At 38.0% G+C, this 12,403-nt stretch carries 10 protein-coding genes and 2 other annotated features; all 10 genes read left to right on the plus strand.

From position 1 onward, the window contains the following. Positions 1-309 precede the first annotated feature (309 nt). The 10 genes from MHH41_RS03960 (at position 310) to thrS (ending at position 12,326) form a co-directional block, all read left to right on the plus strand. Positions 310-876, plus strand: a complete 567-nt coding sequence (locus tag MHH41_RS03960) for a TetR/AcrR family transcriptional regulator (RefSeq protein WP_113386849.1) — start codon at positions 310-312, stop codon at positions 874-876. A gap of 58 nt (positions 877-934) precedes the next feature. Further along, positions 935-2,794 (plus strand): alpha/beta fold hydrolase, encoded by a 1,860-nt coding sequence (locus MHH41_RS03965; protein WP_340865733.1) that lies wholly within the window; start codon positions 935-937, stop codon positions 2,792-2,794. Between the two features lie 448 nt (positions 2,795-3,242). Further along, a complete protein-coding gene (locus MHH41_RS03970; protein WP_445661618.1) occupies positions 3,243-4,004 on the plus strand; it encodes a class I SAM-dependent methyltransferase in 762 nt (253 codons plus the stop codon). Between the two features lie 235 nt (positions 4,005-4,239). After that, positions 4,240-4,650 carry a DUF6508 domain-containing protein gene (locus MHH41_RS03975; RefSeq protein ID WP_340865736.1) on the plus strand — a complete coding sequence of 137 codons (411 nt, stop codon included), beginning with the start codon at positions 4,240-4,242 and terminating at the stop codon, positions 4,648-4,650. Positions 4,651-4,654: 4 nt separating this feature from the next. Continuing rightward, positions 4,655-5,167, plus strand: coding sequence for a hypothetical protein (locus MHH41_RS03980; RefSeq protein ID WP_050944775.1), 513 nt, complete (start codon positions 4,655-4,657; stop codon positions 5,165-5,167). A 139-nt stretch (positions 5,168-5,306) separates the two neighbouring features. Continuing rightward, a complete protein-coding gene (locus tag MHH41_RS03985) occupies positions 5,307-6,134 on the plus strand; it encodes a MerR family transcriptional regulator (RefSeq protein WP_226804786.1) in 828 nt (275 codons plus the stop codon). A gap of 26 nt (positions 6,135-6,160) precedes the next feature. Continuing rightward, positions 6,161-7,348, plus strand: a complete 1,188-nt coding sequence (locus MHH41_RS03990) for an MFS transporter (protein WP_226804787.1) — start codon at positions 6,161-6,163, stop codon at positions 7,346-7,348. A gap of 191 nt (positions 7,349-7,539) precedes the next feature. Continuing rightward, positions 7,540-8,370, plus strand: a complete 831-nt coding sequence (locus MHH41_RS03995) for a DNA alkylation repair protein (protein WP_226804788.1) — start codon at positions 7,540-7,542, stop codon at positions 8,368-8,370. Positions 8,371-8,608: 238 nt separating this feature from the next. Further along, complete coding sequence (locus tag MHH41_RS04000; RefSeq protein WP_340865739.1) at positions 8,609-9,793, plus strand: DUF1835 domain-containing protein; 1,185 nt, start codon at positions 8,609-8,611, stop codon at positions 9,791-9,793. Positions 9,794-9,868: 75 nt separating this feature from the next. Beyond that, positions 9,869-10,091: a binding site (T-box leader), on the plus strand. Between the two features lie 37 nt (positions 10,092-10,128). Next, positions 10,129-10,353, plus strand: a binding site (T-box leader). A gap of 50 nt (positions 10,354-10,403) precedes the next feature. Further along, a complete protein-coding gene (gene thrS, locus MHH41_RS04005; protein WP_340865740.1) occupies positions 10,404-12,326 on the plus strand; it encodes a threonine--tRNA ligase in 1,923 nt (640 codons plus the stop codon). Positions 12,327-12,403: the final 77 nt, after the last annotated feature.

Genomic DNA, 12,403 nt, shown 5'->3' on the forward strand with positions numbered 1-12,403 from the left:
ATTTAAAGTATTTCTTAAAAATTTTCATCTCCATTTTGTCTAAGATATTTGCTTTAATAAATCCGATTTTGCTATGAAAATCTTTGGCCTGCTCTTTAAAGATCACCTTAATATTTTCAAGGGTCCAGTAAGAGCATCCTTTTCTATGTGATTATGTAATTCTTGATGCCAACATGCCATGACCTCAAACGTTTCATTGGCTACGTCATCGTCATCTTCTTCAATTCTAACAAGTTTCTAAATGAACATCAACACTTGCAATATTTAAATTAGTACTATATAGTTCTAATTATGAAAAAAGTAAAATTAATGAATCAAAAACGTGTGCTTGAAGTAGCTGCAACTTTATTTTTAGAAAAAGGATTTGCTTATACAAGCATGGATGAATTAGTACGTGTAAGCAAAGTGTCAAAGTCTAATGTGTATTATCACTTTTCTAATAAGGAGGAATTATTAGAAGGGGTCGTTGATTATTGGATTGACATGTATCAATCTGCAATTGATGACGTACTATCTCAGAACCAATTTTTAGTTGAAGAACGTATCCAACTATTTTTAAAGCAATTATCACAAGGAGTTCAATCGAGAGACTATAAAGGGAGTTGTCCATTTATTACTCTTTATATTCAAAGTCCTACACAGGCCACACAAATAAAAGAAAAAATAGGTCTGTTTTTTACAGGATTACAAAAGAAGGTTTCTCTATTACTGAAACAAGGAGTAGAGAATGGAGAATTCAGAAAGACGATTCATATTGATGAGGTTGCATCACTATTTATTACCAATCTTGAAGGCGCGTTATTTATTTCAGAAACATTGAAGGATGCCACTGTCATTACGAAAACAGCCGATCATATTTTTAACTTGCTTCGATAAAGAAGCTTTTTTTTCACATTAAATTAGTACTAATTAGTACTAAAAGGGAGATGTTTATATGAGAACAGTATTATTAATTGGTGGAACGGGCTTTATTGGAAAGGAGTTAGTAAAAGAATTAGCCAAAGAGGATGTGAACATTCTTCTTTTAGTGAGGTCGAAAAGTAAAGCAACACGCATTTTTCAAGAAAGAGGTATTTTAAAAGAGGCAGTGATGCACTTTGTTGAAGGTGATTTGACGAAAGTCGATTTGGGTCTAAATGCTGAAGATAAGGAGAAGGTGTTGAAAACGGATGTGATCATTCACGCAGGAGGACCCATGGATATTCAAGCGACAAGTAAAAAGGCAGCTTCCGTCTTTTTAAATGGCGCCAAACATATGAGTGACTTAGCTAAAAGTATTCATCAATTGAAGGGCTTGCAGCAATTTATTCATGTTGTCGGTTATATGAGTCCCTTTGATGATCAAAATAGCAAGATTGAAATTGATGTGTTTAAAGAAGGAAACAGCTATTTGAAAATAAAAAATCCATATGAGAGAACAAAATTTTTAGCAGATCTTTATATTCGTCAACAGGCATCAGCAGTAGGTTATCCGCTTTCTGTCATTAATCCGCCAACTGTAGTCGGTAGTAGTCAAACGGGGAGTACAGAGCAAATAGCAGGATTAGGTTTGCTTGTGAAGAGTATGCGAAGAGGGCTCATGCCGGTGATTCCTGGAGGTAAGGACTATAGGTTACCACTTATTTCAAACGATGAGTTTGCGAGGTTTATTGTGCAGGTTTTCAAACTGGAGCAACCGGCTATTCAAACATATACGCTTGTTGAAGACAAGCAGCGCGATCAGAATATTGGTGAATTATTGAGTGTGATGTCAGAAAGTATGAATATGAGGGCACCAAAAATCTCTGTCCCAATGCCACTGATGAAAGCTATGATGAATAGTGGCGTAAGTAAACTCACAAACATTCCTTCTGATGGACTGAACTTTATGACAAAACGAACATTTTCAAATGTTGCAGCGAAAAAAATAATGGGAGAAGATTGGTTTCAGAAGACGAGTGTCATGAAATTTTTCCCTGCTGTAGTAGCTGATCTGGATTATCGAATGATGAATCAAAACGGTAAGGATGATCATTTATTTAAACGAACACTATGTGATAACACGACCCTTTACCAATTAAAAGGAGAGGGTAAACCGTTTATTTTATTACATGGTTTATTGAGTGATGGAGAGGATTTATTCCCTTTAGCACAAGAGCTTCATAAAAAAACGGGTCAACCTGTATGGATCTTGGATCTTCCAGGTTTGGGACGTTCTCCTTTTAAACGAGAGAAACATCTTCTAGATATCTATTTGAATGTCGTGAAAAAGGTATTGGAGAAAGCGACGAATGGTGCACATCTAATCGGCCATTCATTCGGTGCGTATATTCTCTTGGAAGCATTGGTACAAGAGTACATCGATCAGAAGTATTCAATCACTTTACTTCAGCCGCCTGTTGATAAGAAAAATGCTGCATCGCGACATGTTCCTCAATTGATGAACAAATGGACATTGAAATGGGCAACGACTAATATGATAGGGCGTTATGTATTAAGGAATGGTTTGTTTGAAAATACGGAGAGCATCCCTGAACATTATATTGAAAAAGTCAGAAATAGTTTTACGTCTCCTAGAATATTAAATACGACGGTTCAGCTTAACCATTTACTACAGATAACCAATCAAGATGATTTCAATGAGGTCACAAAGGATCGTCTTCATATTATTTGGGGGGATTATGACAAAGGCTATTCTGCCCCGTCACATCTTGGCAAGGTTGATTTTGTTCCATATGGTCATCATTTCCCACTTAGCCATCCGAGTGAAACGGCAACATTGGTCATAAGGCAGATGAGGGTATGGGATAAATAAAAGGTTTGAGGTATACCATCTACTCAAAACGAAAAATGAGATGTTTATGACAAGTAAGCACAATTTTTCGTTCTGGGGGGTAGACCAGTTTGGCTATAAGCGGAAATGGACAGAAAAGCAAAAAAGAGTAAAGCCGGGTGAAGCAATTCACAATTGATAACACTGTCATAGTCAATTTCTATTTGTATTTTCACCATTCATTATTTTTACATCAATTTTATTTGAGCTCATAAAATTCGACTCCATTCCTTCATTTTTTAAAAGATCTTGAAAGTCATATAGCTAAACAGAAATAATAGGTAAATATGTTATAGTGAAGGAAATCATTTTTTACAGGGAGTTATTAAATATGAGACTGAAAGAATATGAAACATAACAATTTTATACATTCGTAAGAGGCCCACCAAATATTTAATTATTAAAAATGCAAAATGAGTATTGGAGGGATATTATGAATGACAAACAATTTTCTTCGTTAATAAAACAAGCAGATGAACCTTTTGTTGGGTGGGATTTCTCATTCATATCTGAAACTGGAAGAATGAAAAGTGATATGCTTTCGTGGTCATATGGTAGTATAGCTACTTCTCTTGTTCAAAATGCAAGAACAATGCTAGATATGGGAACAGGTGGTGGAGAATTTTTATCAAAGTTGAGACCTTTTCCATCATCAGTTTATGCTACAGAAGGTTACATGCCTAATGTACCTATCGCAAAAGAACGATTAACACCTTTAGGCGTAAAGGTAGTTCAAATTGATGAGGATGAAACTCTTCCGTTTGAGGATGGGAAATTTGATCTTATCATAAATCAACATGAGTCATTTTCATCTAAAGAGGTGAGAAGAATTATCTCGAAAGAAGGTGTTTTTCTAACTCAACAAGTAGGTGGACTCGATTGCATAGAGATTAATGAAAATCTAGGGGCATCAATAAATAAGGAATTTATTGATTGGAACTTAAAGCTAGCTTTAAAAGAAATACAGGAGAATCATTTTAAGATTTTGAAAAGTGCTGAAGAGTTTCCTATTCTAAGATTTTACGACATTGGAGCATTGGTGTATTATCTGAAAGCAATTCCTTGGCAAGTGCCAGATTTTGAAATAAGTAATTTCAAGGATGAATTATACACCATTCATAAAACCATTGAACAAAAAGGTTATTTTGACGCAAAACAACACCGATTTATTATTTTAGCTAAAGCAATTTAGTTGGAAATAGAGATTCGATATATTCGAAAGCTCCATCCTAATTTTGAATCAATGACACTCCTGTTACATGCTAAAATCATTAAAAATGAAATATCCACTTACTTTTAGTAAATAAAGACTGTCCGTGATTTGAATACTGGTGTCTAGCTGGTAGGATGATCACGGATTTTTTTATATACTGATCTATAGATATCGAACAGAGTAAACCATACGAATGAAATAGAGGAGGATAAGAATGAGCCAATTCGAGAGTCTAACAAAATACATACGGATGATTCAGGAAGATCATATAGGAGAATGGGTGATCGATCATGGAAATGATGGAACAGCTGAACATCCGATTCAAATGCCTTTTGTGAAATATTCCGAAACGGTCCGTCACTTGATTGAAGATATTTATACCTTTGCAGAACAACACGAAGAGATGGAGCTTACCCGATACAGAGAGATCCTCAAAGAAAATGGGATGGAACCGGGAATGAATGATATGGAGAATGTGGACATCTTCAATTTAAATGCGCAGTGTGTGCTTGCTCTTATGATGGAGGTTGTGAGAGCCGAACGATTTAGCGAGGGTGCCATACTCAATTTCTTTAAAAGCGGAGCTATTGTAAAGTGCCTAGAAAGATTGGATTGTTTAGAGTGATCAAATGAAAAGTAAAACAGATGCAGCCAACACTTTTCCTCCTATGAAAATAGAAGAAATCGATAACATTTTATTAAATGATCTTGATGCAGTAAAAATGGAAAAAGAAGATGAGCGTATAAAATTCATTTTACAAGATCCCTATTGTCCTGATAAAAGTGATATTCACAGTGTGTATGTCATCTATAAAAAGTCTATACTCAATTTACTTGAAGGTAGGATACGTTCTATTCATAGTCATGAATTCATGAATGCTAAGAAAAAGGATCGAACGATTTCTAAAGAAGATATTGAATATGTACTAGAGATGGCTACAGTTGTGGTTCTTGCAAGTGAAAATAATGGAATATTAACAAATTATTTTTATAGCGGAGTCGGTGAAAGGTTAGATCGTATTTTTAATCTATGCTTAGGTTATTCTTCAGATTTACAGAAAAAAGAGAACAAAGTAAGTTTGCAACGGTTTATGAATGATATAAAGATTGTTGAAGAGATGGGCTTGTTAGAAAAATTTTAGAATAATGAGCAAAACCTAGATGTTAGAGACATCTAGGTTTTTTCGCGCTTTTGAAAAATTTATTCAACTTCATGTTGACCTTCCCCTTAACTGAAAGGTTTATACTTTGATCAGATCAACAAAACGGAGGAGATGCAGGATGTTCAAGATCGGCGATTTTTCTATGTTAAGTAAAGTGCCTGTTAAAACCTTAAGATATTATGACCAAATTGATTTATTAAAGCCTAAGCAGATTGATCAAGATTCAGGATACCGTTATTACTCAGCTGAACAGCTGCTTGAGGTCAACCGAATTTTTCTGTACAAGGAATTGGGCTTTACGTTAAAGCAAATGGCTCAGCTTCTTCGTGAAGATATCTCAGTAGAGCAGATTCAGGGCATGTTTCTGCTGAAAGAAAGTGAAATTCAGCAATTGATCGAGAGAGAACAACAGAAATTAGCGCGTATTAAGGAGCGGATGCACCTCATCAAACGAGAGGGATGTGTTGAAAAAGAACAGGAGGTCATCATCAAATCTGTTGAAAGCAAACGCATCATGTCTTTCCAATCCAACGGAACTGTTGACGAAATTCCTTCATTCTTTCAAACGTTTCATCATTTATTACTTAAAAATCAACAAGAATCGATCTCGGGACCACAAGTGGTGCTATGGAGGGAATCATTCGAAAAAGAAAGTGAGTTCGAATTTGAGGTGGGGTATTCCGTCAAAGCGTTAAGGGGCACTCTTCCTCAAGGGATCACGATACGTACATTACCTGCTGAAGAAACCATGGCGACATTATTATTTCATTCACATTCTCCATCTGCACAAACAGCTTGTATTGACCTAGCGACATGGATCGAAAATAATGGATACCGCGTGAAAGAAGACCAGCCAGGCCGAGAGATTTATTACCCATTGTCTGAAAATGAAGAAGGCAGACTCATTGAAATTCAAATTCCTATTATAGATGAAATCAAATCGTAAACAGTGCCCAAAGGAGAAACGTCACGATGAAAAATAAAACCGTTGTCTATTTACTTGCATTAGCAGCCTTTTTAATCGGAACAATCGAATATATCATTACAGGCATTATCCAGATGGTCGCAGATGATTTACATGTCACGACGTCTGCCGCTGGATTATTGGTCACGTCTTTAGCGCTCTCAGCGGCAATCGGCGCGCCGATTGTCATTGCACTGACCATCAATATAGACCGCAAAAAAATACTGTCATGGATGCTGATGATTTTTATTTTAAGTAATGTCATCACAAGTGTCAGCCATTCGTTTGAAATGGTGATGATGACAAGGATTTTACAAGGAATCAGTGGGGGGACGGCTATTGTAGTGGCAATGGCTGTTGCGACTCGTCTTGTAGAACGTGAAAAAAGAGGAACAGCTATTGGCATCATTTTAATGGGACTCAGCAGCTCCTTGGTTTTAGGCGTTCCAATCGGGACATTTCTAAGCAGTCTGATCGGATGGAAAGCATTATTCGCAGCCATTGGATTGATCACGCTGATTCCGCTGATTGTTGTGTACAGGCGAATCCCCTCTATGAAAGAACAAGAACCGGTGACGCTTCGTATGCAGTTATCGATTTTAAAAGACAAGCGAATATTACTGGCGGTGGCAGTGACGCTATTCTATGTAGGTGGATATTCCACGTTGTTTACCTATTTAACGCCCTTTCTGCAAGCATCAGCAAATCTTAGCATCACAGAAATCAGTGGCATTTTGTTACTAGCAGGAATATGCAGCTTTTTGGGCTCCAGCCTTGGAGGGATGGCGGCAGATAAAAAAGGCCCAATATTCACGATTTTCTCAGGAATCATTTTGCAAATCATCATGCTCTTGCTGCTATCATTTGTCACAGGTAATCTCGTGCTCATGGTGGCTGTCATCATGATATGGATGATCGCTACATGGAGCACATCACCAGCTCAGCAGCTATATCTTGTCACACTTGTACCAAAATCTCCTGATATCGCATTAAGTGTCAATACATCATTTATTCAATTCGGATTTGCCTTAGGCTCTGGTGTAGGAGGGATTGTGCTAAGCGAAACATCTATATTAAACCTAAGCTGGATCAGTGCTGGCACTGTTTTTCTCGCTCTACTCATGACCATTCTAATGGTAGCGTTTGACCGATTTTCTCAGCGCAAGAGTTTGAAGGTGATCGGGCAAGGAAGCTAACTTACATTCAATGTTGTATGAAAGGAACTACTTATTTCGGGTAGTTCCTTTTTGATTTGAAGAATGCACCAGTGAAGTTGTTTATTTGCTAAAATAGGAGTCAATATCCAAAGATTGAAAGCATCAACAAATTCCTTTTAAAAACAATGAATATCAAACAAAAGAACCACTAGACAAGGAGAGAATACAGAATGCCAATAAGTGAGGAAATGATCAATCGAAAAGGCGCTCGAAAGGGGACTGATATCCCTCATGACGTCTTGACCCTTTTGAATCAGGGAGAGATCGAAAGTGTGAATTTAACTGAATGGCTGGCTGTCAATCATATGACGCTAATACAGCATGTTTTGTCGTCCATTGGTTTAGACCATCGTTTAGGGGAAGTATCATCTGAGATCGCTAAACAAAAAGCTGAATCAGGAATGAAAGCCATTCGGCTCATTGGTCAATTGTTAGATGACGTGCTGCGTGAAGAGAATGAAGAAAAACAAGCGGAAGTGCTGCAGGTATTTGCTCACCACGTATCTGATAGCGTTCGATGCTGGGCTGCTTATATGAACAAACAGAGTTTATCAACACTGGAAGAGAAACTTGCGTACATTCATCCATTTGCAGCTGATCATCATTTTGGTGTTCGAGAAATTGCATGGATGTCAGTGAGAGAAAGTCTAAGTCTTCAGCTCGATCAAAGTATAGAGCATTTAACAGAATGGGCAAAAAGCGAGGATGAAAATATTCGCCGGTTCTCTGTAGAGTCGCTCCGTCCGAGAGGGGTATGGACAAAGCATATTGAGTTATTAAAACAAGAGCCAGAGAGGGCACTGCCTATTCTAAATTTACTCAAATCCGATCCATCCATATATGTTCAAGATTCTGTAGGAAACTGGCTCAATGACGCAAGTAAAACACAACCAAATTGGGTAACAAACCTGTGCGACCAGTGGTCAAAGAATTCTGACACAAAAGCAACTAGCAGAATTGTTAAGAAAGCCAAGAGAACGATTGTGAAGGGGAATTTGTGAATAAGAATTTGAACTAAATGAAGGGGGATTCTATCAATCATTCAGAGAGAAAGTTTTAAAGCGAGCTCAGTAAACAGATTGCCCCATTTCATGGGATATAGTCTCTTCAATTCTGCATTCTATATATATCTTAACCTCTCATTGTCATACTTTTGAATGAAATTGACTCAATAGAATTGACGAGGGAACCATGAATAGGTGAAGATGAAGTAAACTGTAAGATAAAGGGAGACGACTGATGATACATATCGTATTTGGAGCAGCAGCTGCCGGTAGTTTAAAACAAGCATTGCGCGAAATGAAGCAAGACCAAGTAAATGAGATCATCGCCTTTGATGACATTTATTCGATTGGACCCCTTCTGCATTTACATGAACAAGAAGGACAGGAGAAACGTATAGAGTGGCTTCGTCACGTGATGTCAAATGAATATGGCTATTTTGATGACATGATCACCAATCAGCATAGAATGTTTCAGCAAATAAAAGATATAAAAGATGGTACGAGTATCCTCATCTGGACAGGCAATAATGCCCATGAGCAAATTGGTTTGCGATATGCCATCTATTTATTAAAAGAGAAAAACATTGAATTGTCTCTCATCAATACAACGACTGCATTTGATCAGCTGTTCAATACAAATACAAGACGAATGGATATTCGACATGCCGGGGAAATCACAACTGAAAAATTGAAGGTTTTGTACAGATGTAAAGATCATATTCATGCAGTGTCAAAAGAAGAAAGAGAGAATTTACAAAACGAATGGCTATCATTTGCTAAAGAAAACCATACCCTGAGGATATGGCAAAAAGGACAAACGATCAGTGTACCAGAAGATGAATTTGATGCTTATTTAGTGAAAATGGCTAAGCGGCTTCATCAGTCAGATCCCGAAGAGGAGTACATCAAAACTCCACGTTTAATTGGGGAAGTCCTCGGTCATTTAGAACAGTATATCGGTGATGATTTTATTGAGCATCGACTCAAGGCATTAATTGATCAAGGAATTTTTGACATGATAGGAAGGCGCACTTCCATGCGTTATTACTCAATTAAATTGACAGACTTCGGTCAGCAATTTAAAAAATGGGTGTGCTGTCGAGAATTTGAGGATCATCCTTTTGTGAAAATTGAAGGAGATTACGGTGGTGAACCTTTTCATTGTGGGCATTGTCAATGTCATTTAGAAAGAGACGATGTACCAATAAGCGATACCCTTTTCTCGAAGATTTGGAATTGGGCTATACAGTATGGCCGCTGGTTTGACGAAGAGACAGATGATTTGCTGCCAAATGGTGCAGACATGGAAAAGAAATTCAATCAAGAAGGAGAGCGTATCACTGAAGAAGTGAAACGAGCCCTATCTCCCGCGTTTAAAATTGAATACAGCCCAAGTAAATTCACGCAACATATCATTTAAAGAATGAAATTCAATTGCACTGCAAAAAAATAAAGCTTTACATGATCCATCACCTTCATGTAAGATATGGAGAAATTAAAAGCGAAGAAAAGGACATGAGCCATTTTTACTGGTTACCAGAGAGGGAAGTCACGCTGAAATCTTCCTAACACAGAAAAGTGTCTTACCACCTTTGAGCTGTATTGGGGAAATCATAGTATCCAATATCGTCTACGCCACGTTACGGCACCAGAGCCATAAAGCGAATACGCGTTATGGGAATTTGGGTGGAACCACGGATTACACATTCGTCCCTTTATGAGGGATGGGTGTGTTTTTTTGTTCACTCAACTATCATCATTGCTTTGAAAAGGACATGAGCCACTTTTATCGGTTACTAGAGAGGGAAGTCACGCTGAAATCTTCCTAACGCAGAAAAGTTGTCTTACCACCTTTGAGCTGTATTGGGGAAAATTGAAGTATCCAATACCGACTATGCCACGTTACGGCACCAGAGCCATAAAGCGAATATGCGTTATGGGAATTTGGGTGGAACCACGGATTACACATTCGTCCCTTTATGAGGGATGGGTGTGTTTTTTTATTTCAAAAAATGAAAGGTGTGTCAGTCATGAGAGAAAAAATGGTGAAGATTCAATTTCCAGATGGAAAGATAAAGGAGTTCTCTGCAGGTACGACTGTCGCAGATGTTGCCTCCAATATTAGCCCAAGCTTAAGGAAGAAAGCAGTGGCAGGAAAGATTAATGAACAAATGGTCGATGTAAGCCATCAGCTGGAAAGCGATGCTCGGCTGTCTATTGTCACACTCGATTCAAAAGAAGGGATTGAAGTACTGCGCCATACATCGGCACACGTATTAGCCCAAGCTGTGAAAAGGTTATTCGACAATGTCACACTTGGAATCGGACCTGTTATCGAAAATGGATTTTACTATGATATGAAGCTGAATCAAACATTAAGTGTAGAGGATTTGGCTGCAATTGAAAAAGAGATGGAAAAAATCATAAACGAGAATCATCTCATCCAAAGAAAGGAGGTCTCTTACAAAGAAGCTGAATCGTTGTTTGCACATGATCCATATAAGCTGGATATTTTAAAACGACTCCCATCTGAAGAAGCCATCACAGTGTATCAGCAGGGTGAATTTATCGACTTATGCCGCGGGCCTCATTTACCTTCTACTGGGTTCGTAAAGTCATTTAAGCTAACACGTGTTGCAGGGGCTTATTGGAGGGGTGATAGTCATCAAGATGTATTGCAGCGAGTGTATGGTGTAGCGTTTCAACATCCAAAACATCTAGCTGAGTATCTTCATTTCATAGAAGAAGCAAGCAAACGTGATCACCGGAAATTAGGGAAACAATTATCTCTGTTCATGTTTTCGGAAGAAGCGCCAGGTATGCCGTTTTATTTACCAAAAGGTCAGATTGTGAGAAATGAATTAATGGCCTTTTCAAGAGAAGTGCGAAACAAAGCGCAATATGAAGAAGTGAGCACACCGTTTATGATGAACCAAGAGCTATGGGAAAAGTCAGGTCACTGGGATCATTATCATGAAAATATGTATTTCTCAGAAGTAGATCATACAAGCTTTGCTTTAAAACCGATGAATTGTCCAGGGCATATGCTCATGTTTAAAAATAACTTATATTCATACAGAGACCTTCCGATCAGAATGGCTGAGTTCGGTCAGGTGCATCGTCATGAATTTAGCGGAGCATTAAATGGATTGTTCAGGGTCAGAACTTTTTGCCAAGATGATGCCCATATTTTTTTGAGAGAAGATCAAATTGAAGCTGAAATCAAACGGATTTTCCAATTAGTTGATCATGTGTATCGGACATTTGGGTTTGAGTACTCTGTGGAACTATCCACTCGTCCAGAAAAAGCGTTAGGGGATGATGCCATTTGGGATATCTCTGAATCAGCGCTAAAGAATGTACTTGATCGGCTAAAGGTCGATTACCAGCTAAATGAAGGAGATGGGGCATTTTATGGACCGAAGATCGATTTTCATATTAAAGACGCCTTGCAGCGGAGCCATCAGTGCGCCACAATTCAGCTGGATTTTCAAATGCCTGAGAAATTTGATTTAACATATATCAATGAAAAGAATGAAAAGGTACGACCAGTTGTCATTCACAGTGCCATTTTTGGTTCTCTAGATCGTTTCTTTGGGATTCTCATCGAGCATTTTGCAGGTGCCTTCCCGTTATGGCTGGCACCAGTGCAAGTACAAATCATTCCTGTCTCAAAGATTCACCTTGATCATTGCCTTGAGGTGCAGCAGCAATTAAGAAAGATCGGAATCAGAGTCACAATCGATGAACGGGATGAAAAACTCGGCTATAAAATGAGAGAAGCACAAATGCAAAAAATCCCTTATATCGCTGTCATTGGTGATACAGAAATGCAAGACAAATCGCTAAATATTAGACAGCATGGAGAAAAGACATCTAGACAGCTGTCTATTGATGACTTTAAATATCTGGCAGCTCAACAAATAAAAAACAGAACAGTTGCTCAAATATGATGTGATGATTTCTTGAAGAAGAATAAGACGTTCGAATGATGGGCGTCTTTTCATTTGCGAAAAAAGCCGAATTGACA

It is taken from the genome of Bacillus sp. FSL K6-1145 (assembly GCF_038003425.1).
GTDB classification, from domain to species: domain Bacteria; phylum Bacillota; class Bacilli; order Bacillales; family Bacillaceae; genus Bacillus; species Bacillus pumilus.

What these genes read in the sequence shown, in the direction of transcription:
- MHH41_RS03965 (WP_340865733.1), top strand. Translation starts at nt 935, where the DNA reads ATGAGAACAGTATTATTAATTGGTGGAACGGGCTTTATTGGAAAGGAG.
- MHH41_RS03980 (WP_050944775.1), top strand. Translation starts at nt 4,655, where the DNA reads ATGAAAAGTAAAACAGATGCAGCCAACACTTTTCCTCCTATGAAAATA.
- MHH41_RS03985 (WP_226804786.1), top strand. Translation starts at nt 5,307, where the DNA reads ATGTTCAAGATCGGCGATTTTTCTATGTTAAGTAAAGTGCCTGTTAAA.
- MHH41_RS03990 (WP_226804787.1), top strand. Translation starts at nt 6,161, where the DNA reads ATGAAAAATAAAACCGTTGTCTATTTACTTGCATTAGCAGCCTTTTTA.
- MHH41_RS03960 (WP_113386849.1), top strand. Translation starts at nt 310, where the DNA reads ATGAATCAAAAACGTGTGCTTGAAGTAGCTGCAACTTTATTTTTAGAA.
- MHH41_RS03995 (WP_226804788.1), top strand. Translation starts at nt 7,540, where the DNA reads ATGCCAATAAGTGAGGAAATGATCAATCGAAAAGGCGCTCGAAAGGGG.
- MHH41_RS04000 (WP_340865739.1), top strand. Translation starts at nt 8,609, where the DNA reads ATGATACATATCGTATTTGGAGCAGCAGCTGCCGGTAGTTTAAAACAA.
- MHH41_RS03975 (WP_340865736.1), top strand. Translation starts at nt 4,240, where the DNA reads ATGAGCCAATTCGAGAGTCTAACAAAATACATACGGATGATTCAGGAA.
- thrS (WP_340865740.1), top strand. Translation starts at nt 10,404, where the DNA reads ATGAGAGAAAAAATGGTGAAGATTCAATTTCCAGATGGAAAGATAAAG.